This window comes from Enterobacter sp. SGAir0187 (genome assembly GCF_002952735.2).
Classification (GTDB): domain Bacteria; phylum Pseudomonadota; class Gammaproteobacteria; order Enterobacterales; family Enterobacteriaceae; genus Enterobacter; species Enterobacter quasiroggenkampii.
The window spans coordinates 1,040,734-1,066,821 of sequence record NZ_CP025034.2 but is presented as its reverse complement, the minus strand read 5'-3'; the positions used below and the strand labels follow the sequence as shown (position 1 = coordinate 1,066,821).

The window sequence follows — 26,088 nt, the reverse complement described above, 5'->3', positions numbered from 1 at the left end:
GTTACCTCCGCCCGTCCCCGAAAAGCCGGAAGGAATAAGCCGAAGGCACCGCGAAGCGGCGATTTACCGCCGGGAGCCCGGGTCGCCAGGGCTGCGGCGATTGAGCCGCCCTGGCACGTTCACCGGCCATGTCCTTACAGAGTAGCAAGGAACATAAAGTGAACGGAATGACCACCAGAGCCGTATGTTCCCCCTCACCCCAGCCCTCTCCCTCAAGGGAGAGGGGGTCGTCCGTGCTGGTATTATTTTGTGGGGATTCCTCAGCCCTGTGGGAGAGGGTTAGGGTGAGGGCACCAGACCGCACGCGGTCAATTAAACGGTGCCTCCCTGTTCAACACCTTCTCAATCACATCCAGCACGCCTTCATCGTTATTATGCGGCGCTTCAAAACGCGCCGCCGCTTTGATATGCGGTCTGGCATTCGCCATTGCAAAGCTGAACCCGGACTGGCGCAGCATCTCCACGTCGTTGCCGCTGTCGCCGAAGGCCACCACGTCGCTGTTCTCTATCCCCCAGCGCTGCTGCAGGATCCGCAGGCCGTTGGCTTTGTGCACGCCGGGGATAATCAGGTCGATACTGCCGTGACCGGTGGTGACGGGCACCATGATGTCGCTGAGCTTTTCATGCAGCAGCGCCTGAATACGCGGAATTTCATCATCAGACACGTTAAGCCCGAACTTGAAGAAAATATCGTTCAGGTTGCCGAAATCGCTGACCATTTCCAGACGGTGATAGTACTTCGCCGCGATGGCCTTAAAGCCCTCGTCATAGCACTTGAGCGTGTAGGCGCTGCTCTTCCCGCAGGCGATAATCTCAATGCCCGGCACATCGTTTAACACGTTCGCGACGGTCTCGAAATGGGCTTTCGACAGTTCACCGTTGAAGACGTCCTCACCCTCACTCACGACCCAGCCGCCATTTTCGGCAACAAAGGCAATTTCATGCGCAATCTCCGGGAAAAAGGAGATCAGCTGGTAGTACTGGTTACCGCTGGCGACCACGAAGCGAATGCCTTGTGCCTTCATGCGCGCGTACTGCGCCAGAAAGCGCGGGCGGTTGTAGGTCTTGGCATCGCTCAGGAATGTGCCATCCATGTCGACGGCGATCAGTTTAACGCTCATATCCCTTCTCCAGTGTCGTTTGATTCGTTTCCGGCTTTGCCACCGCGCGCGCCACCAGCGCCGCGATGATGACCAACCCTAACACCACCAGCATGGCGCTGCGCAGCCCGTAGTGCTCCCCGAGGAAGCCGAGCAGCGGCGGCCCGACCAGGAAGGCGAGATAGCCGGTTGTCGCCACCACGCTGACGCGCGTCGGGGCATCCGGGCCGGTGTCGCTGGCGGCAGAGATGGTCAGCGGGAAGCCGAGGGACGCGCCCAGCCCCCAGAGGATCACCGAGACGCCGGCAATCCAGTCCACATCCACAAAGATGATCATCGCGATACCCAGCCCGCCGAGCAGGGCGCTGGCGCGCACTACCGCCACTCGGCTGTACCGGTCGATAAACCAGCCGCCGGTGAAGCGCCCGACGGTCATCCCCAGCGTAAACCCGGCGTAAATCAGCGAGCCGGAGGTCGGGCTAAAGCCGTGACCGTCCACCATCAGCAGGGGCAGCCAGTCGTTGGCGGAGCCTTCCGCGAACGCCATCGCCAGCACCACCACGCCGATCAGCATCAGCTGGAAATCGCGGTAGAAGGGCAGCCCTTTTTCGGCTGAGTGCTGTTCGTCAGCGGAGTTTTTACCGGTGCCGTCCGGGATGGCCCGGATGCCGGTCAGAATGGGAATGATGCACACCAGCGCCGCCAGCAGAATATGCAGATTCGCGCTCACGCCAGTGGCGGTCAGCGCCATCCCCACGCCCGCACCGGCCAGCGTGCCGAGGCTATAAAAGCCGTGCATCATCGGCAGCACGGTTTTGTTCATCTCGCGCTCGACCGCCGCCCCTTCAACGTTTATCGCCACTTCCGCCGAGCCGAAGCTGCCGCCAAACACCGTCAACCCCAGTGCAAACAGCACCGGCGAGGCAAACCACAGCGCCACGCTCAGCACCATCATCCCGAACACCGCGAAGCACATGGTGGTGCGAATAACCGCTCGCGTACCGAAGCGCTTTACCAGCCACGCGGAGCAGAGAATGCCGCTCATGGAGCCTATCGACAGGCCGAACAGCACGATGCCCATTTCTGCGGTAGAAACGGACAAAATGTCGCGAATGGCGGGGGTGCGCGTGGCCCAGGAGGCCATCAGCAGGCCGGGAATAAAGAAGAACATAAACAGCGCCCACAGGCGGAGCTGCAGGGCTTTGCGGGGAGAGGTCAGCGTCATTGGGGTAGCACCAGAAGTACAACAATAGCGACAACACTAGCAAGTTTGTGTACATTTGTACATAAACTACGTGAGGAATTTATGAGCAGACCACCCAACGATCCGCATCGCCGTGAGAAGATCCTGCAGGCAACGCTCGATACCATTGCCGAGCACGGGATTCACGCCGTCACGCACCGTAAAATCGCCACCTGCGCGGGCGTGCCGCTGGGGTCGATGACCTACTATTTCGACGGTATGGAGCCGTTGCTGGAGGAGGCCTTCACGTGGTTTACCCGCCAGATGTCGCAGCAGTACCGGGATTTCTTCGCGGGCGTCACCGGGCCGGAAATGGCGTGCGAATCCATCACCACCCTGATCTACAGCTCGCAGGTGACCACGCCGCACAACATGGCGCTGATGTATCAGCTTTACGCTTTTATGCACCGCAGCGCGGCGCTCAAAACGGTGATGCAGGACTGGATGAAGATGAGCCAGACCACGCTGGAGCAGTGGTTCGACCCGGTCACCACCCGCGCGCTGGACGCGTTTATTGAAGGGATGACGCTGCATTATGTCACCGACCGGGCGCCGTTAACCCGGGAGGAGATCCGGGCGATGGTGGGGAGAATTGCGGGCGAGGGGAACCCTTAGGTATCCCGCGCCCTGTCAGTTTTACCGGTGTTGAATTTTTTTCCCTCTGGCGTCCACCACCGCTTCGCCATCCTCTTTCGTAAACGCCCCTTTCTGCGCGTCCGGCAGGATATCGAGGACGACTTCTGACGGGCGACACAGGCGCGTGCCCAGCGGCGTGACCACGATCGGGCGGTTAATCAGGATCGGGTATTGCAGCATAAAATCGATAAGCTGGTCGTCGGTGAAGTTATCTTCAGCAAGGCCGAGCTGTTCATACGGCTCCACGTTTTTACGCAGCAGATCCCGCACCGAAATGCCCATATCGGCAATCAGGGTGGTCAGCGTATCGCGCGACGGCGGGGTTTCCAGATAGAGGATAATCTCTGGCTCCGTGCCGCTGTTGCGGATCATCTCCAGCGTGTTGCGCGAGGTGCCGCAGGCGGGGTTATGGTAAATGGTGATGTGGCTCATATCAGTGGCTCATTACAGTGTGAAGGAGAGACGTAGCGCCAGCGCGGCGAGCGTCACAAACAGGACCGGCAGCGTCATGATGATGCCCGTCCGGAAATAGTAACCCCAGGTGATCGTCATGTTTTTCTGCGCCAGCACGTGGAGCCAGAGCAGGGTGGCGAGGCTGCCGATAGGCGTGATTTTCGGGCCCAGATCGCAGCCAATCACGTTGGCGTAAATCATCGCCTCCTTAATCAATCCCGTTGCCGTGCTGCCCTCAATGGAGAGCGCGCCAATCAGCACCGTGGGCATATTGTTCATTATGGATGACAGGAACGCGGTGATGAACCCGGTCCCCAGCGTGGTGGCCCAGAGTCCGTGTCCGGCCAGGCTATTCAGTACGCCTGAGAGATATTCCGTCAGCCCGGCATTGCGCAGGCCATACACCACCAGATACATCCCCAGCGAGAAGATGACGATCTGCCACGGTGCGCCGCGCAGCACTTTTCCGGTGTTTATCGCATGTCCGCGTTTTGCGACAGCGAATAAAATCAGCGCGCCGACGGTCGCGATGGCGCTGACCTGAATACCCAGAGGCTCCAGCACGAAGAAACCGACGAGCAGAAGCAGCAGGACGATCCAGCCCGTTCTGAACGTGGGGAGATCGCGAATGGCCCGCGCGGGCTCGCGGAGTTTTGCCAGGTCATATTCCGGCGGAATTTCCTTACGGAAGAAGAGATGCAGCATCACCAGCGTTGCGGCAATCGCGGCGATATCCACCGGGATCATCACCGAAGCATATTCGCTGAACCCCAGCTTAAAGAAGTCAGCCGACACGATGTTGACCAGGTTGGACACAATCAGCGGCAGGCTGGCGGTATCGGCGATAAAACCCGCCGCCATCACAAACGCCAGCGTGGCCTGCTTGCTGAACCCCAGCGCCAGCAGCATGGCGATAACGATAGGCGTCAGGATCAGCGCCGCGCCGTCATTGGCAAACAGTGCCGCGACGGCTGCGCCCAACAGCACGATATACGTAAACAGCAATCGCCCGCGACCGTTCCCCCAGCGGGCGACGTGCAGCGCCGCCCACTCGAAAAAGCCGGACTCATCCAGCAGCAGGCTGATGATGATGACGGCAATAAACGTTGCCGTAGCGTTCCAGACGATATTCCAGACTACCGGTATATCGTTAATGTGAATCACGCCGCTGGCCAGCGCCAGCACGGCGCCGATGGTCGCGCTCCAGCCGATACTCAGTCCTTTCGGCTGCCAGATGACCAGCACCAGCGTAAACAGAAAAATTGCCCCTGCCAGAAACATCGCTTACTCCGTTATATCTGTTTTTGTGAATGTGTTTTGTTTAGCATGAGCCCGGAAGCCGGTTTTTCAGCTTCATACGCGTCTCTTCCCGCAGGCAGTTCCAGCTGGTGTCGATAACGGCTGCCGCCCATGCAGGCATGTTGGGAGAGAGACGGTAATGGACCCATTTCCCCTCGCGACGGTCGATAACCAGCCCGGACTCGCGGAGCAGGGCCATGTGGCGTGAGACCTTCGGCTGCGGCTCGTTGGTGGTGGAGCAGAGATCGCAGACGCACAGCTCACCGGCTTCGCGGAGCAGCATGACGATGGCGAGCCGCGTTTCGTCGGAGAGGGTTTTGAAGAGCTGGAGTGGGTGGAGCATTCGGTCATCCTGAATGTCTTTTATCATATACATTAAATCATATATGTTTATGGCTGGCGAGAGAAGAGGGAAAAGCAGGAAGGATAGAAAAACTCAGGGAGGGCTTGTAGAAGGTCAAAATAGTCTTTATGGCTTGCCCGGACCACTCCTGACAGTCATGAGAAAGAAACCGTCCCCTGGAACGGATTCTTTTTATCTGCTCACTTTCAACACTCTTCTGTGCTCAGGCGCAACAGCGATCGTTCCAGGTGTCACGGTAAATGATATTCCCCTCCGTGTACTTCCATGAGATGGCTTCATAACGCAATTCGAGCGTTTCAAGATGGGTGCTGCTCATCCCGTTAGGGGTCAGGAAGGGTGCCACTGTCGTGAACTTAACGTTTTCCATCACGATATTGAAATATTCGGCCTCGATTCCGGACTCCAGAATACGGTACATCTTAATAATCCCCTTCTTCATCACTCGCCCTTCGCACACGGCTCGGTAAAGAAGTGGGGTAGTCTGATCAAATTCTTTGATTATCGTAATAGGGCGATGGACGCGCGTGCCGGTGAGCTTGCCCCAACTTGGGTCAACCGGAATGGTTACGCCATGGGAGAACGATTTCAGTTCTATGGAACCATGACGGGTGGGCATCATGCAGCTACCGACAATTGGCGAGCCGTTCTCGTCCTCAAGCCAGAGATGTGCGGGTGTAGACATGTCATTTCCTTATTAGTAAACGTGAAGCTTTTATGGTCCTCAATGCCATATCCAGTAAGCCAGCCCCAGTGTGACCAGGTAAAACAGGAGGATGAATCCCTGGCTAACCTCAGGGAAGTAAACGTCAAGGACATAGCCAAAAATGAACGCGAGGATGATGGGTATATAAGTCCAGAAGAAAAACTGGGCCTGAGATTTGAGCCAGCGTCTTAGAAAGCCCATTAGTGCCTGCCCATGAGCTTCAGGATAGTGTCAGCAGCATCATAAGGGCTTTGACTGTCAGTCCATTGCTGCGTTAGCACGCCCGCGCGCATAAAAGCAGGTTCCACCAGGAAATACATCATTTCCAGTTCTCGCAGGTACAACGCTTGATAGTAGGCAGGATGCATCACTTGCAAGCGATGAGCGCTGTCAGCGGCCTGTTGCACAATCCCATATATCCCCAGTCCGCCAATAGCCGCGCCCGTTAATCCTGAAACGACCTTTAACCCTGAAGGTGGAAGGGTTACATAAAGGCAAACAGTCGATGTGACGCCTGCAGAGAATGAATAAGAGGTTAGCGTGCTGGTGGATATATAAACGTTAGCGCGCATTAGAGCATGCTGTATCGCTGATAATTCTGCCGGGGAATAATCCTTAACCAGCTCCTCAACGTACGTGTTGATTAGGTCAAAGACGATGTTCCAGCGAGAAACGAGATGGAATATGCCCTTTCGGAAGCGAGCGTCCTCCAGGTTTTGTCGGGTGCATACATCGTAATATTCATCAGTAAAGCAGGAGGTGTAGTACAGCAGGCGTTGGGCACCGGCACCTATATTACTCAGCTGGCTCTTTACTTCTTCACCTACCGCGCGTACCGCCTGGTCCAGCTTCATTGCCAGTATCTTTTGGCTCTGAAGCTGGCGGATGATCTCTTCAGAATGGTACATGCTTACTGACCTTGCACTTCAGTTCAATTGTGCGATCTTTTGCTTCATTCCCTAAGACCGGTATTGCTGTTACTGAACCTGAAAACTGCATTCCTGTCCCCTCCATAGCGTTTCTATCCGCTCCAGCGTATGCCTGTAACTAATATGGAAGTTCAAAGCAGATCATGTTTATGAAAAGCAGGGGATTTTTAGGATAATGACCTGATATTTTTTAATCTAAATACGATTTATCGGGAGCTTTAAGTGCGAATCGATGAGTTTAATACTGAGTGGCTCGTTCCAAAATCCGGAAGAATTGCAGGATCAATTAGCTGACAGATACAGACCCGCCGCTGGCTGGTTTTTTATTATCTGTTACAGCTATATAAAAGTTCTGCCGCGACGATGTCGCTATGCAGGGGAACCTGGAGGCATAAAGCATTAATTTACAGAGTGGTAATTTTCAGGCAACAAAAAACCCATCAACCTTGAACCAAAACGGCGGGGTTGATGGGCTCCACAAATTGGGGACATCAAAGAAAAGCAGTGGCACTAGTTATGACTGCCCCCTGATAAAAAAGTTCTGCGCGTAACTAAAATATTTTCCGCCACGCGCATTCTTAGGAGTTATCCGAGTCCCGGCCAGATGATGATAATCAGCGTACCCGCCAGCGTCAGCAGCACGTTGGCGATAGCATACGTGCCCGCATAGCCCAGCGCCGGGATGTTGCTGCGCGCGGTATCGCTGATGATTTCCATAGCAGGCGCACAGGTACGCGCCCCCATCATCGCCCCGAAGAGCAGGGCGCGGTTCATGCGCAGCACGTAGGCACCGAACAGGAAGCAGATCACCACCGGTACCAGGCTGACGATAAGTCCGGAAACCAACATTTGCCAGCCGACGGCGCCGAGGCTGTGACCAATCCCGCTGCCCGCGCTTAAGCCTACGCCCGCCATAAAGACCATCAGACCGAACTCTTTCACCATATTCAGCGCGCCCTGCGGAATGTAGCCGAAGGTCGGGTGGTTCGCTCGCAGGAAGCCCAGCATGATCCCGGCGAACAGCAGCCCGGCGGCGTTACCGATGCCGAAACTGAAGTTGCTGAACTGGAAGGTGATCATCCCGATCATCAGGCCAACGATAAAGAAGGCACAGAAGGCCAGCAGGTCGGTGACCTGGCTGTGAATGGAGATAAAGCCGATGCGGTCGGCCACGGTTTTCACGCGGCGGGCGTCGCCGCTGACCTGCAGCACGTCGCCTTTGTTGAGCACCACGTTGTCGTCGATAGGCATCTCAATCTGGCTGCGGATCACGCGGTTGAGGAAGCAACCGTGGTCGGTCAGCTTCAGCTGCGCCAGGCGGCGGCCCACGGCGTTATGGTTTTTCACCACGATCTCTTCGGTGACGATGCGCATGTCGAGCAGATCGCGGTCGAACACCTCTTTGCCGTTACGGAAGCTCGGGTCGAGACGGGCGTGGGCGTCCGGATAACCTACCAGCGCGATGTCATCGCCCATCTGCAGCACCGCGTCGCCGTCCGGGTTCGCCAGAATGCCGTTACGGCGGATACGTTCGATGTAGCAGCCCGTCTGGCGGTAAATCCCCAGCTCGCGCAGGTTTTTGCCATCAGCCCAGGCAACCAGCTCTGGCCCGACGCGATAGGCGCGGATCACCGGGAGATAAACTTTACGTTTGGAGTCGGTATCGAGACCACGCTCGCGGGCGATTTGCTGGGCGCTGGTCTGCAGATCCTGGTGCTGCAGTTTTGGCAGGTAGCGTGCGCCGACAATCAGGCTCACCAGACCAATCAGATAGGTCAGGGCATAGCCCAGGCTCAGGTGGTCGAGTGCGGTAGAAAGCTGCGCGCCGGCCATGCCGGAATGGCGCAGGGTATCACCGGCGCCCACGAGCACAGGGGTGGACGTCATGGAGCCTGCCAGCATACCGGCCGTTAACCCGATATCCCAGCCAAACAGTTTACCCAGCCCTAACGCGATCAGCAGCGCGCTGCCGACCATTACCAGCGCCAGCATCAGATAATTTTTGCCGTCGCGGAAGAAAATTGAAAAAAAGTTCGGTCCTGCTTCCACGCCAACACAAAAAATAAACAGCATAAAACCTAAGTTGAGCGCGTCCGTGTTAATGCTGAAGTGCTGCTGGCCTAATAATAAGGAGACGACTAAAACGCCAATGGAATTACCAAGTTGAACTGAACCCAGGCGCAATTTACCCAGGCAAAGGCCCAGCGCCAGTACCACAAATAATAACAGGATGTAATTCCCATTTAACAAGTCTGCGACGTTTATATTCACGGAGGCTAACTTCTTGTTTACCAGTAAGTTGTTGAATGAAAGGACTTTTTGGGCTACTGTTTTCTGGGTCAGGGAAAGGCGTTAACGCTCCCTGTTTCCTGCTTTATTCCCTAAAACATTAGCTGGCGTGTAGTTTAATCGTATTAGCTACTGACAGCTACTGATTATCGCATCACCCTGTGCGTACTTTGGCAAGGATTGCCGCATTGCTTTATCTGACTGGGCGTCTACCCGACGAAAGTGTATTTGATAGAGATAAGTCAGGAGGATAGTTTGAACATTAAACGAAACTGGGCGGGGGTGATCAGCTGCTTTTTGCTGTTCACGGTCGTATGCATGTCGCTTGCTTTTAACGTCAAAGGGGCATTCAGGGCGTCGGGTCATCCGGAGCTGGGGCTGCTCTTTTTTACGCTGCCGGGGGCTGCTGCCAGTTTTCTCTCCCGTAAAGGGGAGGTGGTGAAGCCGCTGCTGGGCGCCATGCTGGCCGCGCCGCTCTGTTTGCTGCTGATGCGCTTGCTCTATATCTCAACGCGGAGTTTCTGGCAGGAGCTGGCATGGTTGATGAGCGCCGTATTCTGGTGCGCCCTTGGCGCGCTCTGCTACTTATTTGTGCGCAGTCTGCTTCATAATCGACGGCACCACAAATAAAAACGCCCTCTCGGTGAGGGCGTCTTCACATTACTGGGCGGCAAACAGGCCCAGATGCTCTTTGGCGTAGGCTTCAAAGTCCGTGCAGCCGCCGATGTGTTTCTGATCGAGGAAGATCTGCGGTACGGTTTCAACCGGCTTACCGACAGTTTTTTCCAGATCGGCTTTGGTGATGCCTTCCGCGTGGATGTCCACATAGCGGAAGTTGAAGTCATCGCGCTCTTCGGTCAGTTTCTCAGCCAACTCTTTGGCGCGTACACAGTATGGGCACCCTGGACGACCAAAAATTACTGCAAACATTTCTCTCTCCTCAAAAAACAAGCCTGACGGCGAATAAGACATATAGTGCCCGATAACCTGCCGCCATTAAAGAAGGTTTCGCCTGTCGCTTTGATACAGTCAGGCTATGTTTCGCCAATTACATCGCGCAAATCATTGCCTATACTGGCTGCAATACGTATTAAGCAAGACAAAGAGAGACAAGATGACACCCACGATTGACCTGCTCCAGTCCCACCGCTCCATTCGCCACTTCACCGATGAGCCGATTACCGAGGCGCAGCGTGCCGCGATTATTGACAGCGCCAGGGCGACCTCCAGCTCCAGCTTTCTACAGTGCAGCTCTATTATTCGCATTACCGATAAGGCCATGCGTGAAGAGTTAGTGACGCTCACCGGCGGACAAAAGCATGTGGCTCAGGCAGCCGAGTTCTGGGTATTCTGCGCCGACTTTAACCGCCACCTGCAGATCTGCCCTGAGGCCGAGCTCGGGCTGGCCGAACAGCTGCTGCTGGGCGTGGTGGATACCGCGCTGATGGCGCAAAACGCCTTCACGGCGGCGGAGTCGCTGGGGTTAGGCGGCGTCTACATTGGCGGCCTGCGTAACAACATTCAAAGTGTGACCGACCTGCTGAAGCTGCCAAAACACGTGCTGCCGCTGTTTGGCCTGTGCCTTGGCTGGCCTGCGGATAACCCGGATCTGAAGCCGCGCATTCCTGCGGCGATGCTGGTGCATGAAAACCACTACCAGCCGGTCGATCAGGACGTCCTGAATCACTACGATGAAGAGCTGGCGAACTACTACATGACGCGCGGCAGCAATAACCGTCGCGATACCTGGACTGACCATATTCGTCGCACCATCATTAAAGAAAATCGCCCGTTTATTCTTGATTATCTGCACAAACAGGGCTGGGCGACGCGATAGTCCATTTATCCTGCGCCTGCCTGCGTATATGATACGCAGGCTTTTTCCATGTCTTCAGAGAGGTGCAGGGTGAAAATTGCCATATTGTCCCGGGATGGAACGCTCTATTCATGTAAGCGCCTGAGAGAAGCGGCGGCGAAACGCGGGCATCAGGTTGAGATCCTCGACCCGATGTCCTGTTATATGAACATCGACCCGGCCGCCTCGTCGATTCACTACAAAGGTCGCAAGCTGCCGCATTTTGATGCGGTCATCCCCCGCATCGGCTCCCAGATTACCTACTACGGCACCGCCGCGCTGCGCCAGTTCGAGATGCTGGGCAGCTATCCGCTCAACGAATCCGTCGCCATTTCCCGCGCCCGCGACAAGCTGCGCTCGCTGCAGCTTCTTGCCCGTCAGGGGATCGATCTCCCGGTCACGGGGATTGCCCATTCCCCAGACGACACCAGCGATCTGATCGACATGGTGGGCGGTGCGCCGCTGGTCATCAAGCTGGTGGAAGGCACCCAGGGCATTGGCGTGGTGCTGGCGGAGACGCGTCAGGCAGCGGAGAGCGTGATTGACGCCTTCCGGGGCCTCAATGCCCATATTCTGGTGCAGGAGTACATCGAAGAGGCGAAAGGGCGCGATATTCGCTGCTTCGTGGTGGGTAACGAGGTGGTGGCGGCGATCGAGCGTCAGGCCAAAGAGGGCGATTTCCGCTCTAACCTTCACCGCGGCGGCGTCGCGCGTGTAGCCGATATCAGCGACCGGGAGCGGGAAATTGCGGTGAAAGCGGCGCAAACCCTGGGGCTGGACGTGGCGGGTGTAGATCTTCTGCGCGCGACGCGCGGGCCGCTGGTCATGGAGGTGAACGCTTCGCCGGGGCTGGAAGGCGTGGAAAAAACCACAGGGGTCGATATTGCAGGTAAAATGATCTTATGGATTGAGCGTCATGCGACGCCGGGCTACTGTCTGAAAACGGGTGGTTAAATGGATTACCGCGCGCTTTTTTCGTAATCTATGCGAAGTTTTTATTAGAGAGGCTGCACAGCGATGGATTTACAGGTCGTACCTACACTGGATACGTTACGTCAATGGCTCGATGATGCCGGAATTACGTTCTTCGAATGCGATTCCTGCCAGGCGCTGCATCTGCCTCATATGCAGAATTTCGACGGCATTTTCGATGCCAAAATCGATCTGATTAACGACGTGATCCTTTTCTCCGCGCTGGCCGAAGTGAAGCCGTCCGCGCTGCTGGCGCTGGCCTCCGACCTGTCGGCCATTAATGCCAGTTCTTTGACGGTGAAGGCATTTCTCGACATACAGGATGATAATCTGCCAAAACTGGTCGTTTGCCAGTCTTTATTCTCCGGGGCAGGGCTGTCGTTCAAGCAGTTCGCCTGGTTTATGCGCCTGAGCGAAGAGCAAATTTCGATGGTCATGATGGAAGCCAGTGCACACCATCTGCTGTATAGCGCGGAAGATGATGCAGAGAATAATGATGCATCTCCCAATTTTCTTCACTAAGCCTGTCTGACTTTTGCGCAGTCGCTGCCATGGCGGCTGCAGAAGGCCATTTTTTCTGCTGCTTTTAACCTTCCTTTAAAGAATTATTCACCTCCCTGAAGGCCGTTTCGGCTTATCACGTAGACTTAACCTGCATAAAAAATTGATAAAAGGCGTTTTTTCGTCTGGGCTATAGCCGGAGACACGGGCTACAGTTATTCTTGCGATGCTTCAAAAAGCGAGCGGAAGCTGCCGGGTAAAGAGGTTTCTTTTTATTTTGAGCAGAGCGACAAACTATGCATGATTTTTGCATATATCCAGATTGCACAGTTTTAGTTCGTTTGTTAACGAGCTTTCAGAAGGAATAACACTATGATCGCCTTGAATAAAAAATGGTTATCGGGTCTGGTTGCGGGTGCTCTGATGGCCGTCTCTGCCGGCACGCTCGCTGCGGAACAAAAAACGCTGCACGTTTATAACTGGTCTGACTATATTGCGCCGGACACGGTGGCAAATTTTGAAAAAGAGACCGGCATTAAAGTGGTCTACGACGTGTTCGATTCCAACGAAGTGCTGGAAGGAAAACTGATGGCGGGCAGCACCGGGTTTGACCTCGTGGTGCCTTCCGCAAGCTTCCTCGAGCGCCAGCTGACGGCAGGCGTCTTCCAGCCGCTGGATAAGAGCAAATTACCGAACTGGAAAAATCTCGATCCGGAAGTGCTGAAGCTGGTGGCCAAACACGACCCGGACAACAAATACGCGATGCCGTATCTCTGGGCGACCACCGGTATCGGCTTTAACGTTGATAAAGTGAAGGCGGCGCTGGGCCCGGACGTGAAGCTGGACAGCTGGGACGTGGTGCTGAAGCCGGAAAACCTTGAGAAGCTGAAAAGCTGCGGCGTCTCCTTCCTCGATGCGCCGGAAGAGATTTTCGCGACCGTGCTGAATTACCTGGGCAAAGATCCGAACAGCAATAAGGCGGATGATTACACCGGCCCGGCGACCGATCTGCTGCTGAAGCTGCGTCCAAACATTCGTTACTTCCACTCTTCCCAGTACATTAACGACCTGGCGAACGGCGACATCTGCGTCGCGATCGGCTGGGCTGGGGACGTATGGCAGGCAGCTAACCGCGCGAAAGAGGCGAAAAACGGCGTGAACGTCTCCTACTTCATTCCGAAAGAGGGGGCGCTGGCCTTCTTCGACGTCTTCGCGATGCCGGCTGACGCGAAAAACAAAGACGAAGCGTATCAGTTCCTCAACTATCTGATGCGTCCTGAGGTTATCGCCCACATCAGCGACCACGTTTACTACGCGAACGGTAACAAGGCCTCCGTGCCGCTGGTGAGCGAAGAGATCCGCAATAACCCGGCGATTTATCCGCCGGCGGATGTGTTCGCCAAGCTCTTCACCCTGAAAGTACAGGATCCTAAAATTGACCGCGTGCGTACCCGCGCGTGGACCAAGGTGAAAAGCGGTAAATAAGTTACCGTGAGTCGTAGGCCGGGCAAGCGTTAGCGCCCCCGGCAACAGGCGCACCGTTCTGGTGCGCCTGCACCATGATTTGATCTCTACCGGAGAGCACCCCGTGAATGACGCGATCCCCCGCCCGCAGGCGAAAGTCCGTAAAGCGCTGACCCCGCTGCTTGAAATTCGTAACCTCACCAAATCTTTTGATGGCCAGCATGCCGTGGACGACGTCAGCCTGACGATCTATAAAGGCGAAATTTTTGCCCTTCTGGGGGCCTCTGGCTGCGGTAAATCGACCCTGCTGCGCATGCTGGCCGGTTTTGAACAGCCCACCGCCGGGCAGATCGTGCTCGACGGCGTGGATCTCTCCAGCGTGCCGCCGTATCAGCGTCCGATCAACATGATGTTCCAGTCCTACGCGCTGTTCCCGCATATGACGGTGGAGCAGAATATTGCCTTTGGCCTGAAGCAGGACAAGCTGCCGAAAGCCGAAATTACCGCGCGCGTGGCCGAGATGCTGAGCCTGGTGCACATGCAGGAGTTCGCGAAGCGTAAGCCGCACCAGCTCTCCGGCGGCCAGCGCCAGCGCGTGGCCCTGGCCCGCAGCCTGGCAAAACGCCCGAAACTGCTGCTGCTCGACGAACCGATGGGCGCGCTGGATAAAAAGCTGCGCGACCGTATGCAGCTCGAAGTGGTCGATATCCTCGAGCGCGTGGGGGTGACCTGCGTGATGGTGACCCACGACCAGGAAGAGGCCATGACCATGGCCGGACGTATCGCCATCATGAACCGCGGCAAGTTCGTGCAGATTGGCGAGCCGGAAGAGATTTATGAGCATCCAACCACCCGCTACAGCGCGGAGTTCATCGGCTCGGTTAACGTCTTCGAAGGGCTGCTGAAAGATCGTCAGGAAGACGGGCTGGTCATCGAATCACCGGGGCTGCAGCATCCGCTTAAGGTCGATCCGGATAACTCGGTGGTGGATAACGTGCCGGTCTACGTCGCGCTACGTCCGGAGAAGATCATGCTCTGTGAGGATCCGCCTGCCGATGGCTATAACTTTGCCGTGGGCGAAGTGGTGCACATTGCTTATCTGGGCGATCTCTCCATCTATCACGTGCGCCTGAAAAGCGGGCAGATGCTCAGCGCGCAGTTACAGAACGAACATCGCTATCGCAAGGGACAGCCGACCTGGGGCGACGAAGTGCGCCTGTGTTGGGATGCAGACAGTTGCGTTGTGCTGACGGTATAAGGAGCGATCATGAGCACACTTGAACCTCCAGCCCGCGTCGAAAAGCCGGGCGGCTTTGCCCACTGGCTGACGCGCATGCAGATGAAGCACGGCCGCAAGCTGGTGATCGCCATGCCGTACGTGTGGCTGATCCTGCTGTTCCTGCTGCCGTTCCTGATTGTTTTCAAAATAAGCCTGGCGGAAATGGCGCGGGCGATCCCGCCTTACACCAACCTGCTGGACTGGGCCGACGGGCAGCTGACGCTGACCTTAAACCTGGGTAACTTCCTGCAGCTCACCGACGATCCGCTCTATTTCGAAGCCTATCTGCAGTCGCTGCAGGTGGCGGCGATCTCGACGCTCTGCTGTCTGTTGATGGGCTATCCGCTGGCGTGGGCGGTGGCGCACAGCAAACCGTCGACGCGAAACATCCTGCTGCTGCTGGTGATCCTGCCGTCGTGGACCTCGTTCCTGATCCGCGTTTACGCGTGGATGGGGATCCTGAAAAACAACGGCGTGCTGAACAACTTCCTGATGTGGCTCGGGGTTATCGATCAGCCGCTGACGATACTGCACACTAACCTCGCGGTCTATATCGGGATTGTGTACGCCTATCTGCCGTTTATGGTGCTGCCGATCTACACGGCGCTGACCCGTATCGACTACTCGCTGGTAGAAGCGTCGCTCGATCTCGGTGCCCGTCCGTTAAAAACTTTCTTCAGCGTCATTGTCCCGCTGACCAGGGGCGGCATTATCGCCGGATCGATGCTGGTCTTTATCCCGGCGGTGGGGGAGTTTGTGATCCCGGAACTGCTCGGCGGGCCGGACAGCATCATGATTGGCCGCGTGCTGTGGCAGGAGTTCTTCAATAACCGCGACTGGCCGGTGGCCTCGGCGGTGGCGATCGTGATGCTACTGCTGCTGATCGTGCCGATCATGTGGTTCCACAAGCATCAGCAGAAACAGATGGGAGATCGCGGATGAACAATTTACCGGTAGTGCGCTCCCCGTGGCGAATTGCGATCCTGGTCATCGGCTTTACCTTCCTGTATGCGCCGATGCTGATGCTGGTGATCTACTCGTTTAACAGCTCCAAACTGGTGACGGTCTGGGCAGGCTGGTCGACGCGCTGGTACAGCGAGCTGTTCCACGACGATGCGATGATGAGCGCGGTGGGGCTGAGCCTGACCATTGCCGCCCTGGCGGCGACCATGGCATCCGTGCTGGGCACGATCGCCGCGCTGGTAATGGTGCGCTTCGGGCGTTTTCGCGGTTCAAACGGCTTCGCCTTTATGATCACCGCCCCGCTGGTTATGCCGGACGTGATCACCGGTCTCGCGCTGCTGCTGCTGTTTGTGGCCCTGGCGCACGCCATCGGCTGGCCGGCGGATCGCGGGATGCTCACCATCTGGCTGGCGCACGTCACCTTCTGTACCGCCTACGTCGCGGTGGTGATCGCCTCGCGCATGCGCGAGCTGGATCGCTCCATTGAAGAGGCGGCGATGGATCTCGGCGCGACGCCGCTGAAGGTCTTTTTCATCATCACGCTGCCGATGATTATGCCGGCGGTGATCTCCGGCTGGCTGCTGGCGTTTACCCTGTCGCTCGACGATCTGGTGATCGCCAGCTTTGTCTCCGGCCCGGGGGCGACGACGCTGCCGATGCTGGTCTTCTCCAGCGTGCGCATGGGGGTCAACCCGGAGATCAACGCCCTGGCCTCTATCATCCTCGGCGTGGTCGGAATTGTCGGATTTATCGCCTGGTATTTGATGGCGCGCGCGGAAAAACAGCGCGTGCGTGATATCCAGCGTGCAAGACGCGGCTGAAGGATTTAAAATTTCCAGTGATGTGCCGCGCATGACGCGGCACTGTTTTTCAGGGAAGTAAAACATTGGGATTATTAAAAAAATCACGTATTACGCACGCCCGTCCTAACGTACCTGCACTGGTTCAGGTGGCGGCGCTCGCCATTATTATGATCCGCTGCCTGGACGTGCTGATGATTCTGAATACCCTGGGTGTGCGCGGCATCGGTGAATTCATTCACCGCAGCGTGCAGACGTGGAATCTGACGCTGGTCTTTTTGAGCAGTCTGGTGCTGGTGTTTATCGAGATCTACTGCGCGTTTTCGCTGGTTAAAGGGCGCAACTGGGCGCGCTGGGTCTATCTGCTGACGCAGATTACCGCGGCGAGCTATCTGTGGGCCGCCTCGCTGGGCTATGGCTATCCTGAGCTGTTCAGCATTCCGGGCGAGTCGCGACGTGAGATTTTCCATGCGCTGGTCATGCAAAAACTGCCGGATATGCTGGTGCTCTGCCTGCTTTTCGTTCCGGCGTCCAGTCGGCGGTTCTTCCGCCTGCAATAATGTGTATAATCGCAGCCCTCGTTTTTCTTAAGGTTTTCATATGCAGTGCGCACTCTATGACGCCGGACGCTGCCGCTCCTGTCAGTGGATAGAACAGCCGGTTTCTCAACAACTCACCGCCAAAATGGCCGACCTGCAACAGCTGCTGGCAGCACACGCGGTGGGCGAGTGGTGCGCACCCGTCAGCGGCCCTGAGCAGGGTTTTCGCAATAAAGCCAAAATGGTGGTCAGTGGCAGCGTCGAAAAACCGCTGCTGGGGATGCTGCACCGCGACGGCACGCCGGAAGACTTAACCGACTGCCCGCTCTATCCCGCTTCCTTTGCACCGGTCTTTGCCGCACTCAAGCCGTTTATTGCCCGGGCAGGGTTAACGCCCTATAACGTGGCCCGCAAGCGCGGCGAGCTGAAATACCTTCTGCTGACGGAAAGCCAGATCGACGGCGGCATGATGCTGCGCTTCGTGCTGCGCTCTGAAACTAAGCTGGAGCAGCTGCGCGCGGCGCTGCCGTGGCTGCAGGCGCAGCTTCCGCAACTGAGGGTCATTACGGCGAATATTCAGCCGGTGCATATGGCGATCATGGAAGGGGAGAAAGAGATTTTCTTCACCGAACAGCACGCGCTGGCCGAGAACTTCAACGGCGTGCCGCTGTGGATCCGCCCGCAAAGCTTCTTCCAGACCAACCCGACCGTGGCAAGCAGCCTGTACGCCACCGCCCGCGACTGGGTGCGTGCGTTAAACATCCATCATATGTGGGATCTGTTCTGCGGCGTGGGCGGGTTTGGCCTGCACTGCGCCACGCCGGAGATGCAGCTCACCGGGATTGAGATCTCTGCCGAAGCAATTGCCTGCGCGAAGCAGTCTGCCGCCGAGCTGGGGTTAACGAACCTGCACTTCCAGGCGCTGGACTCCACGCAGTTCGCCACCGGCCAGGGCAACGTGCCGGCGCTGGTGCTGGTCAACCCGCCGCGCCGCGGCATTGGGAATGCGCTGTGCGACTACCTGAGCCAGATGGCACCGGAGTACATCGTCTATTCCAGCTGTAACGCACAGACCATGGCGAAAGATATTGCCAGCCTGCCGGGCTACCGCGTTGAACGCGTTCAGCTTTTCGATATGTTCCCTCACACCGCGCATTATGAAGTGCTGACGTTGTTGGTGAAAACGCGCTAATCCTAAACATCGCCCGGTGGCGCTGCGCTTACCGGGCCTACAATCTGGAGTAGGCCGGGTAAGGCGTAGCCGCCACCCGGCTTTGTTTGCTCAGCCCAGTAATGCGACTCCGCCTCTGTATTAAGCCAGCGTGGCGCTTTCAGCTGGTCGGCAAAATAGCCAGTCAGCTCAAAGAGCAGATCACCCATCACGCGGGCTGACTCCGGCGCAAGTACTCCCCCAATTAAGAGTTGCGTAATCTCCTCACAGTAACGGCACAATTGATCAGGCTCTGCGTTGAACGCGGGTTCGCTTTCCGGGAAAACATCCACCGTTAATCGTTCATACAAATGCTCCGGCACAGGCTCCAGCAGCATCGGGCGGAGCAAGGCAAGACAGGCGGCGAGGCGGCTACAGAGCGCGATTTTTCTGGCAGGGTCGGTTTCTTCAACCAGCGCTTCGCAGTAGCGCTGGCAGTTGTCGGCCAGATCGGTGAAATCGGTATTGTGATGAACAGGAAGTGTGAGAAGTGTGTCTGAAAAAGACGAGACAATAGACATATAAACATCCTCAGTATGTTGGTTTGTTACCTTCCAAATCTTCAACAAAATGTGAACTCTTCATCCCGGCGAAATCAGGTAAGCTTACGTCATAAGACATGAATAAAGGCTTACCCATGAAGCAGATCCTGCTGGTAGAAGACGACCACGATATCGCGGCGCTTCTGCGACTCAATTTAGAAGACGAAGGCTACGCCATCACCCACGAGCCCGACGGGGGCAATGCCCTGCAGCGTCTTGAAGCACAGACATGGGATGCAGTGATCCTCGACCTTATGCTGCCCAACGTTGACGGCCTGGAGATCTGCCGCCGCATCCGCCAGATGACCCGCTACCTGCCGGTGATCATCATCAGCGCCCGCAGCAGCGAAACCGACCGCATCACCGGGCTGGAAACCGGCGCCGATGACTATCTGGCAAAACCGTTCTCCGTGCAGGAGCTGATTGCGCGCATCAAAGCACTGTTTCGTCGCCAGCAGGCGATGGGGCAGGCGCAAACCGACGGACACATTCAGGTGCACGGACTGACCATCGATCCGCTGGCGCGCAGCGTGCTACTTCACGGCCAGGTGGTGGATCTCACCCCGCGCGAGTTCGAGCTGCTCTACTTCTTTGCCCGTCATCCCGGCGAGGTGTTCTCCCGTCTGGCGCTGCTGGAGCAGGTCTGGGGCTACCAGCACGAAGGCTACGAGCACACTGTCAACACCCATATCAACCGCCTGCGTATCAAGATAGAGAAGGACGCCGCCGAGCCGGAGATCATTCGCACCGTCTGGGGCAAGGGCTACAAATTTGCGGAGCCGCAGCATGATGCGTCGCTTTAGCCTGAGCCAGCGTCTGACGCTGCTCTTCATCCTGCTGATGATGCTCTGCGCCGCCGTCGCCTGCGCGGTACAGCTCTACAGCAGCATGCAGTACGGTAACGCAATGGTGCAGCGTTTGTCGGGCGGGCTGGCGCAGCAGATCGTCCAGCGCGAACCGATTCTGGACGCGCAGGGCCGGGTCGACCGCAGCGCGCTGAAACCGCTGTTTGGCCGGCTGATGACCTTTAATCCGAGCGTTGAGCTGTACGTTATCTCGCCGGACGGCGATATCCTCGCCGATGCCGCACCGCCGGGCCATATTCAGCGGCAAAAAATCGACCTGGCGCCGGTGCAGAGCTTCCTGAGCGGCACCGCCATGCCGGTACTGGGCGACGATCCGCGCAGTCAAAATCAAAAAGTCTTCAGTGCCACGCCGCTGCGGCAGGACGGCGAGCTAAAAGGCTATCTGTACATTATCTTGCAGGGCGAGGAGTCAAACGCTCTGGCGGAAATGGCCTGGCACAAGGCGCTGTGGAGTACCGTCCTGTGGTCACTGCTGTGGGTCGCGCTGTTTGGGCTGCTGGCAGGGCTGCTGGTCTGGTACTGGGTCACGCGTCCGGTCAAACAGCTGACGGTGGAGGTCGCCGGGCTGGAGCAGGACAGCATGAGCGCAATCAGGCTGCTGGCGGCACAGACGCCGGACGCGGCGGCAAAAGATGAAGTGGCGATCCTGCGCAACAGCTTTATCGAGCTGGCGCGCAAGATCACCCAACAGTGGGATCGGCTGGCCGACAGCGATCGCCAGCGCCGGGAGTTTATCGCCAATATTTCGCACGATCTCCGTACGCCGCTGACCTCACTGCTGGGCTATCTTGAAACTCTGTCGCTCAAATCCGCCACCCTGACGCCGCAGGAGCACCAGCAGTATCTCGCTACCGCGCTGCGTCAGGGACAAAAAGTCCGGCATCTTTCGCAGCAGCTGTTTGAGCTGGCGCGCCTGGAACACGGCGGTATTAAACCCCAGCGCGAGCGGTTCGCAATGGCGGAGCTGATTTCCGACGTGGCGCAGAAGTTTGAGCTCACGGCCCGCACGCGTGAGGTCAATCTGCATATTGACGTGCCGGGGCCGCTGCCGATGGTAAACGCCGATGTGTCGATGATTGAACGCGTGGTGACCAACCTGCTGGATAACGCGATGCGCCATACGCCTGGCGGCGGAGAAATTCGCCTGGCGGTGTGGCAGGAAAATGAACAGCTGCAGGTCGAAGTGTCCGACAGCGGAACGGGCGTGGATGCCTCGCTGCGCGACGATCTGTTTCAGCGGCCGTCTGCGCTCACTACCCAGGCCTCGCGGGAGAATCGCGGCGGGTTGGGGCTATTAATCGTGAAACGGATGCTGGAGCTGCACGGGGGCGGGATCAGGCTAATGGAGTCGGTGAGCGGGGCACGGTTCAGGTTCTTTGTGCCGTTATGAGAGAGTGCCGGGCGGCGCTGCGCTTGCCCGGCCTACAACTCCCCCCGTAGGCCGGGTAAGGCGAAGCCGTCACCCGGCAAAAGACATTACTGCGGGAACCACTGATCGCTGATTTTCTGATATGTGCCGTCCGCTTTAATCGCTTTCAGCGCGCCGTTCAGTTTTTCCAGCAGAGCTTTGTTATCCGGACGTACCGCGATGCCGAGGCCCGTGCCGAAGTACTGTGGATCGGTCACTTTTTCCGTTGCGGTGCCCAGCTGCGGGTTGGTTTTGAGCCACTCGTTCACCACGGCGGTATCGCCGAAGACGCCGTCGATACGGCCATTTTTCAGGTCGATAATCGCGTTCTGGTAGCTGTCATAGGCCACGGTTTTCACTTCCGGATGTTTGTCCTGCAGGTATTTCTGGTGCGTGGTGCCGTTTTCCATCCCGATGCGTTTGCCTTTCAGCTGATCGAAAGAGGTATAAGCGCCTTTCTTCGCAATCACCACCGCCGAGTTGGCATAGTACGGGTCGGTGAACGCCACCTGCTTGCTGCGCTCAGGCGTGATGTCCATCCCGGAGATCACCGCGTCGTATTTTTTGAACTTCAGCGACGGGATCAGGCTGTCAAAAGCATGGTTAGTAAAGGTGCAGTCGGCCTGCATCTGTTTGCACAGCGCTTTCGCCAGATCGATATCGAAACCGACGATCTGGTTGCTGGCATCCAGCGATTCAAACGGCGGATAGGTGGCGGACACGCCGAAATTGATTTTTTCCGCAGCGGATGCGCCAGCGGCGAAGGTGGCGAGTAATGCGGCCAGAACTAACTTTTTCATTGTAATGCTCCCGTCTGTCTTATTGATGCGCCGTGTCTGCGGCCTGGATGTACAATGCCAGTTAATGAATTTATATGCAATAAAAATGATTAAGTATTATTTTTATCGCAAAAAAAAGCGGATAACCAATCAGGTTACCCGCTCCATGAATACCGTTTTATGCATTCGCGTGGTTAATTTCTGCGCTCAAACGCCAGCGCTTTACGCTCAATCAGGCGCATCATCAGCGTCAGCAGTCCGTTCACTACCAGATACACCACGCCCGCCGCGCCGAACACCATCACGTCATAGGTGCGTCCATACAGCAGCTGTCCGTGTCCCATCACTTCCATCAGGGTGATGGTGTAGGCCAGCGAGGTACTTTTGAACACCAGCACCACCTCGTTGGAATAGGAGGAGAGGGCGCGCTTAAAGGCGTACGGCAGCAGGATCGCCAGCGTGTCTTTCTTGCTCATGCCCAGCGCTCCACAGGACTGCCACTGGCCTTCCGGAATGGCGCGGATCGCTCCGTAGAACAGCTGGGTGGTATAGGCCGCACTGTTCAGCGAAAGGGCAATCAGGGCACACAGCCACGGCTCAGAGAGCAGATGCCAGATAACCGGATAGTCCTGCAGCGACGGGAACTGGCCCGGGCCGTAGTAAATCAGGAAGATCTGCACCAGCAGCGGCGTACCGGTAAACAGGGTGATGTACCCGCGCACAATCCACACCAGCACCGGCGTTTTCAGCGTCAGGATGATGGTGAAGATGAGCGCCAGGATCAGCGCCACGATAATGGACGCCACGGTCAGCGTCAGGCTGGTGTGCAGCCCTTTCATCAACTCGGGAAAGTATTCAAGCATCAGCCTGGTCTCCGTTCAAAGCGCGTCGCTCGCAGATCAATACGCTTGAGGATGTACTGACTGAGCAACGTGATCACCAGGTAGATCGCCGCCGCCACAATGTACCAGGTAAACGGCTCCTGGGTACGGGTGGCGATGCTTTTGGTTTGCAGCATCAGATCGTTAACGCTTATCAGGCTCACCAGCGCGGTATCTTTCAGCAGCACCAGCCACTGGTTGCCGAGTCCCGGCAGGGCATGACGCCACATCTGCGGCATCACCAGACGGAAAAAGATGGCGGATTTCGACAACCCTAACGCCTGACCCGACTCCCATTGTCCCTGCGGCACGGCTTTCAGCGCACCGCGCAGGGTTTGCGACGCGTACGCGGAGTAGAGCAGGGAGAGGGCAATCACGCCGCACAGGAACGGGCTGACGTCGAAGTTATCGATCTGCATCTGCACCGGGATCTGCGCAAAACCGAGATTAATCGTGAAGCCGTCCGAGAGCGTGAGCAGCAGCTGCGAGGAACCGAAATAGATGAACAGAACCACCAGAATTTCCGGTAGCCCACGCAGCACGGTGACCAGCGCGGAGCCTGTCCAGGCGACGGGGAACCATTTCGCGGATTCCCACACCGCAAAGAACATCGCCAGCACCAGGCCGATAATCAGTGCGCAAACGGCAAGGCCGACGGTCATCCCGGCGGCGCTTGCTAAAGGAAAAATTTCATTCATCAGGAATTACTTCTGGAACCATTTTTTGTAGATGGTTTCGTAGGTGCCGTCTTTCTTCACTTTTTCCAGCGCAGCGTTGAATTTCTGCTGCAGCTCGGTGTTGCCCTGACGAACGGCAATCCCCAGACCGGTACCGAAGTAATCCTTATCGGTCACTTTGTCGCCCACTGGCGCCAGCTTGTCGTTGGCTTTCAGCCACTCGGTCACGACCGCGGTATCACCAAATACGCCGTCGATACGGCCATTCTGCAGATCAAGCTTCGCGTTCTGGTAGCTGTCATACGGAACGGTGGTGATTTCCGGATGTTTATCCATGATGAATTTCTGGTGCGTGGTGCCGTTCTGCACGCCCACTTTTTTGCCTTTCAGCTGATCGACAGAGGTGAATTTACCTTTCTGACCAATGAACAGGGCGGAGTTGTCGTAGTAAGGGGTGGTGAACAGCACCTGCTTTTCACGCTCGGGGGTGATGTCCATACCGGCCATCACGGCGTCAATACGACGGAACTTCAGGCTTGGGATCAGGCTGTCGAACGCCTGGTTGCTGAAGGTACAGGTTGCATCGATCTCTTTACACAGGGCGTTAGCCAGGTCCACGTCGAAGCCCACAATTTTGTTGTTCGCATCAATGGACTCAAACGGAGGGTAAGAGGCTTCCGTGGCGAAACGAATGGTCTGGGCTGCGGTAGCGGAAAGGGTAACGCCAGCAAGCAGCACGGCAAGTAATACTTTTTTCATTATATTTCCCCTGACACAATCAATGAGATAAATAGTTTTTGAAGGCATCGGTTTGCGGGTTAGCGAAGCAGCTCGCATCACCTTGCTCAACGATATACCCGTTTTCCATATAGACCACACGGCTGGCGGTTTTACGCGCCACTTCCACTTCGTGGGTGACGATAACCTGCGTAATGTTGGTTTCCGCCAGCTCGCGAATGATGCTCACGATCTGGGCTGTGATTTCCGGATCCAGCGCCGCGGTGGGTTCATCAAACAGCAGCACCGCAGGCTCCATCATCAGTGCACGGGCAATGGCCACGCGCTGTTGCTGACCACCGGACAGGTGCAGCGGGTAGCGGTCGCTGTAGGGCTTAAGGCGCAGACGCTCCAGCAGCTTTTCGGCACGCGTAATGGCCTGATCCTTGCTTAAGCCCAGCACCCGGCACGGGGCTTCAATCAGGTTCTGCAGCACCGTCAGGTGCGGCCAGAGATTGTATTGCTGGAAGACCATGCCGACGTTTTGACGCAGCTCGCGAATCGCTTTATCAGACGGCGTCTTTGCGAAATCAAAATGGTTACCGGCAATTGCCAGCGTACCTGAACGGGGCATTTCAAGCAGATTAAGGACGCGCAGAAGGGAACTTTTGCCTGCACCGCTTGGGCCAAGCAAAACCAGCGTTTCGCCTTCCGGGCAGTTTAGCGTGATGTCAAACAGCGCCTGGTGTGCGCCGTAGAAGCAGTTAATGCCGTTTAGTTTAATACTCATCGGGGCAGTCTTTACTCATCCAGGCAATCTATAGCAATTGAGGCCGCAGATAGTACCGTTGACAGAATAGTTATGCAATATTTCTGCGTTAAAAGTTAAATATAACCCGTGTTTCCTCTTAAACATAGCACAAAATAGCGAACGGCAATGTCGGCGAGTATAAATGTCGGCATTCCGCAAGAAATGCCGGACATTTTACGGGGGTAACATTTTTATCACTGATGAATCAGCGGTTCTCAATTGACTGGCGAAGCGTGCCTGCCGGGGCATGAACGCTGCCGCCCACGTAGCGTACGTCGTCCACCGCCCAGCACTGTCCTTCACGGATCATCAGCACTTCGTCCTGCCAGGTTTGGGTACCCTGCGTCAGCTTCACGCGCAGTGGAATATTACGGGCATCCGTGTTCGGGATGGTTGACGCGCTGGCCACTTCGGCGCTGTCCGGTAGCGTGGTGCGACTGGAGAACGGATCGGATTTCAGCAGGGCGTTATGCTGCGGATCGCGGGTGGCATCGTTAAGCAGTTTTGCCAGGCCATCGCTCAGATACGGGCGCAGGCCAGTGAGATCGTTGCTGCGGTGCTGGATGCGATAATCATAGAACTGCTGCGCCACGGTGTCCGGGCCGCCCTCAATGCAGGGGCCGCTGCGGGTACCGATATCCTTAAAAGCAGGCGTGACCGTGGTGGTACAGGCGCTGAGCACCAGCGCGCAGGGCACGAAAAGTGTTAAAGCTGAATAGCGCATGTTGATTTCCTTATTTATTAACTATCCTTTCAATCATAGCGTAACGAACCGATAATGCTGTGCCTAAGGCATTGAACGCTAAAG

General features: G+C 56.6%; 28 protein-coding genes and 1 pseudogene. 13 read left to right on the top strand and 16 right to left on the bottom strand.

Annotated elements, in window-relative coordinates; translation table 11 throughout:
* Window positions 1-308: 308 nt before the first annotated feature.
* Window positions 309-1,121: a Cof-type HAD-IIB family hydrolase gene (locus CWR52_RS05180; RefSeq protein ID WP_104949033.1), complete on the bottom strand. Its 813-nt coding sequence runs from the start codon at window positions 1,119-1,121 to the stop codon at window positions 309-311.
* Complete coding sequence (locus tag CWR52_RS05175; protein WP_095428680.1) at window positions 1,111-2,325, bottom strand: MFS transporter; 1,215 nt, start codon at window positions 2,323-2,325, stop codon at window positions 1,111-1,113. Before CWR52_RS05175 ends, CWR52_RS05180 begins: the two co-directional genes overlap by 11 nt.
* 81 nt (window positions 2,326-2,406) lie before the next feature.
* Between CWR52_RS05175 and CWR52_RS05170 the strand changes: the two genes are divergently transcribed.
* Window positions 2,407-2,958 carry a TetR/AcrR family transcriptional regulator gene (locus CWR52_RS05170; protein ID WP_104949032.1) on the top strand — a complete coding sequence of 184 codons (552 nt, stop codon included), beginning with the start codon at window positions 2,407-2,409 and terminating at the stop codon, window positions 2,956-2,958.
* Window positions 2,959-2,979: 21 nt separating this feature from the next.
* On the opposite strand, the gene arsC is transcribed toward CWR52_RS05170, so the two are convergent.
* From arsC to CWR52_RS05135, 6 genes are all read right to left on the bottom strand, one after another.
* Window positions 2,980-3,411 (bottom strand): glutaredoxin-dependent arsenate reductase, encoded by a 432-nt coding sequence (arsC, locus tag CWR52_RS05165; RefSeq protein ID WP_104949031.1) that lies wholly within the window; start codon window positions 3,409-3,411, stop codon window positions 2,980-2,982.
* A 12-nt stretch (window positions 3,412-3,423) separates the two neighbouring features.
* On the bottom strand, window positions 3,424-4,713 hold the full coding sequence (locus tag CWR52_RS05160) for an arsenic transporter (protein WP_104949030.1): 1,290 nt from the start codon (window positions 4,711-4,713) through the stop codon (window positions 3,424-3,426).
* Between the two features lie 40 nt (window positions 4,714-4,753).
* Window positions 4,754-5,074, bottom strand: coding sequence for a metalloregulator ArsR/SmtB family transcription factor (locus CWR52_RS05155; protein WP_104949029.1), 321 nt, complete (start codon window positions 5,072-5,074; stop codon window positions 4,754-4,756).
* 223 nt (window positions 5,075-5,297) lie between these two features.
* Complete coding sequence (locus CWR52_RS05150; protein WP_021240935.1) at window positions 5,298-5,777, bottom strand: Hcp family type VI secretion system effector; 480 nt, start codon at window positions 5,775-5,777, stop codon at window positions 5,298-5,300.
* A 221-nt stretch (window positions 5,778-5,998) separates the two neighbouring features.
* Window positions 5,999-6,706 carry a hypothetical protein gene (locus tag CWR52_RS05140; RefSeq protein WP_104949028.1) on the bottom strand — a complete coding sequence of 236 codons (708 nt, stop codon included), beginning with the start codon at window positions 6,704-6,706 and terminating at the stop codon, window positions 5,999-6,001.
* A gap of 606 nt (window positions 6,707-7,312) precedes the next feature.
* The gene (locus tag CWR52_RS05135; RefSeq protein ID WP_014169303.1) at window positions 7,313-8,998 is read right to left on the bottom strand and encodes an aspartate:alanine antiporter; all 1,686 of its coding nucleotides are present in this window, start codon (window positions 8,996-8,998) and stop codon (window positions 7,313-7,315) included.
* A 273-nt stretch (window positions 8,999-9,271) separates the two neighbouring features.
* Between CWR52_RS05135 and CWR52_RS05130 the strand changes: the two genes are divergently transcribed.
* On the top strand, window positions 9,272-9,646 hold the full coding sequence (locus CWR52_RS05130; RefSeq protein ID WP_048222222.1) for an inner membrane protein YbjM: 375 nt from the start codon (window positions 9,272-9,274) through the stop codon (window positions 9,644-9,646).
* A gap of 30 nt (window positions 9,647-9,676) precedes the next feature.
* On the opposite strand, the gene CWR52_RS05125 is transcribed toward CWR52_RS05130, so the two are convergent.
* Window positions 9,677-9,946: a GrxA family glutaredoxin gene (locus tag CWR52_RS05125; RefSeq protein ID WP_006809455.1), complete on the bottom strand. Its 270-nt coding sequence runs from the start codon at window positions 9,944-9,946 to the stop codon at window positions 9,677-9,679.
* A 184-nt stretch (window positions 9,947-10,130) separates the two neighbouring features.
* Between CWR52_RS05125 and nfsA the strand changes: the two genes are divergently transcribed.
* The 9 genes from nfsA to rlmC all read left to right on the top strand — a co-directional run bounded on the left by nfsA (window position 10,131) and on the right by rlmC (window position 18,581).
* The gene (gene nfsA, locus CWR52_RS05120) at window positions 10,131-10,853 is read left to right on the top strand and encodes a nitroreductase NfsA (RefSeq protein WP_104949027.1); all 723 of its coding nucleotides are present in this window, start codon (window positions 10,131-10,133) and stop codon (window positions 10,851-10,853) included.
* A gap of 69 nt (window positions 10,854-10,922) precedes the next feature.
* Window positions 10,923-11,825 carry a 30S ribosomal protein S6--L-glutamate ligase gene (gene rimK / locus CWR52_RS05115; RefSeq protein WP_045908436.1) on the top strand — a complete coding sequence of 301 codons (903 nt, stop codon included), beginning with the start codon at window positions 10,923-10,925 and terminating at the stop codon, window positions 11,823-11,825.
* Window positions 11,826-11,888: 63 nt separating this feature from the next.
* Entirely contained in the window at window positions 11,889-12,365 is a 477-nt protein-coding gene (locus tag CWR52_RS05110; RefSeq protein ID WP_047958115.1) for a YbjN domain-containing protein, read from the top strand.
* A gap of 351 nt (window positions 12,366-12,716) precedes the next feature.
* The gene (gene potF, locus CWR52_RS05105; protein WP_045908435.1) at window positions 12,717-13,829 is read left to right on the top strand and encodes a spermidine/putrescine ABC transporter substrate-binding protein PotF; all 1,113 of its coding nucleotides are present in this window, start codon (window positions 12,717-12,719) and stop codon (window positions 13,827-13,829) included.
* A 103-nt stretch (window positions 13,830-13,932) separates the two neighbouring features.
* Window positions 13,933-15,066 carry a putrescine ABC transporter ATP-binding subunit PotG gene (potG, locus tag CWR52_RS05100; RefSeq protein ID WP_021240929.1) on the top strand — a complete coding sequence of 378 codons (1,134 nt, stop codon included), beginning with the start codon at window positions 13,933-13,935 and terminating at the stop codon, window positions 15,064-15,066.
* Window positions 15,067-15,075: 9 nt separating this feature from the next.
* Window positions 15,076-16,029, top strand: a complete 954-nt coding sequence (gene potH, locus CWR52_RS05095; RefSeq protein ID WP_104949026.1) for a putrescine ABC transporter permease PotH — start codon at window positions 15,076-15,078, stop codon at window positions 16,027-16,029.
* Window positions 16,026-16,871 carry a putrescine ABC transporter permease PotI gene (gene potI / locus CWR52_RS05090; protein WP_104949025.1) on the top strand — a complete coding sequence of 282 codons (846 nt, stop codon included), beginning with the start codon at window positions 16,026-16,028 and terminating at the stop codon, window positions 16,869-16,871. Before potH ends, potI begins: the two co-directional genes overlap by 4 nt.
* 65 nt (window positions 16,872-16,936) lie before the next feature.
* Entirely contained in the window at window positions 16,937-17,410 is a 474-nt protein-coding gene (locus CWR52_RS05085) for a YbjO family protein (RefSeq protein WP_104949024.1), read from the top strand.
* Window positions 17,411-17,450: 40 nt separating this feature from the next.
* Window positions 17,451-18,581 carry a 23S rRNA (uracil(747)-C(5))-methyltransferase RlmC gene (rlmC, locus tag CWR52_RS05080; protein WP_104949023.1) on the top strand — a complete coding sequence of 377 codons (1,131 nt, stop codon included), beginning with the start codon at window positions 17,451-17,453 and terminating at the stop codon, window positions 18,579-18,581.
* Between the two features lie 113 nt (window positions 18,582-18,694).
* On the opposite strand, the pseudogene CWR52_RS05075 reads toward rlmC, so the two are convergent.
* Window positions 18,695-19,120: pseudogene (locus tag CWR52_RS05075) on the bottom strand (hypothetical protein); the annotation flags it as partial.
* Between the two features lie 116 nt (window positions 19,121-19,236).
* Here CWR52_RS05075 and CWR52_RS05070 point away from each other — a divergent pair.
* Window positions 19,237-19,944 carry a response regulator transcription factor gene (locus CWR52_RS05070; protein WP_104949022.1) on the top strand — a complete coding sequence of 236 codons (708 nt, stop codon included), beginning with the start codon at window positions 19,237-19,239 and terminating at the stop codon, window positions 19,942-19,944.
* Window positions 19,928-21,397 carry a sensor histidine kinase gene (locus CWR52_RS05065; RefSeq protein ID WP_104949021.1) on the top strand — a complete coding sequence of 490 codons (1,470 nt, stop codon included), beginning with the start codon at window positions 19,928-19,930 and terminating at the stop codon, window positions 21,395-21,397. The genes CWR52_RS05070 and CWR52_RS05065 overlap by 17 nt, the downstream gene beginning before the upstream one ends.
* 86 nt (window positions 21,398-21,483) lie before the next feature.
* Here CWR52_RS05065 and artJ read toward each other — a convergent pair whose 3' ends face one another.
* The 6 genes from artJ to CWR52_RS05035 all read right to left on the bottom strand — a co-directional run bounded on the left by artJ (window position 21,484) and on the right by CWR52_RS05035 (window position 26,004).
* Window positions 21,484-22,215 (bottom strand): arginine ABC transporter substrate-binding protein ArtJ, encoded by a 732-nt coding sequence (gene artJ / locus CWR52_RS05060; RefSeq protein WP_045908430.1) that lies wholly within the window; start codon window positions 22,213-22,215, stop codon window positions 21,484-21,486.
* Between the two features lie 173 nt (window positions 22,216-22,388).
* Window positions 22,389-23,057 carry an arginine ABC transporter permease ArtM gene (artM, locus tag CWR52_RS05055; protein ID WP_024907847.1) on the bottom strand — a complete coding sequence of 223 codons (669 nt, stop codon included), beginning with the start codon at window positions 23,055-23,057 and terminating at the stop codon, window positions 22,389-22,391.
* Window positions 23,057-23,773, bottom strand: a complete 717-nt coding sequence (gene artQ / locus CWR52_RS05050) for an arginine ABC transporter permease ArtQ (protein WP_008500033.1) — start codon at window positions 23,771-23,773, stop codon at window positions 23,057-23,059. The genes artM and artQ overlap by 1 nt, the downstream gene beginning before the upstream one ends.
* 6 nt (window positions 23,774-23,779) lie before the next feature.
* Entirely contained in the window at window positions 23,780-24,511 is a 732-nt protein-coding gene (artI, locus tag CWR52_RS05045) for an arginine ABC transporter substrate-binding protein ArtI (RefSeq protein ID WP_008500032.1), read from the bottom strand.
* A gap of 19 nt (window positions 24,512-24,530) precedes the next feature.
* Window positions 24,531-25,259, bottom strand: coding sequence for an arginine ABC transporter ATP-binding protein ArtP (gene artP, locus CWR52_RS05040; protein WP_021240921.1), 729 nt, complete (start codon window positions 25,257-25,259; stop codon window positions 24,531-24,533).
* Between the two features lie 226 nt (window positions 25,260-25,485).
* Window positions 25,486-26,004 carry a lipoprotein gene (locus tag CWR52_RS05035; RefSeq protein ID WP_045908429.1) on the bottom strand — a complete coding sequence of 173 codons (519 nt, stop codon included), beginning with the start codon at window positions 26,002-26,004 and terminating at the stop codon, window positions 25,486-25,488.
* Window positions 26,005-26,088: the final 84 nt, after the last annotated feature.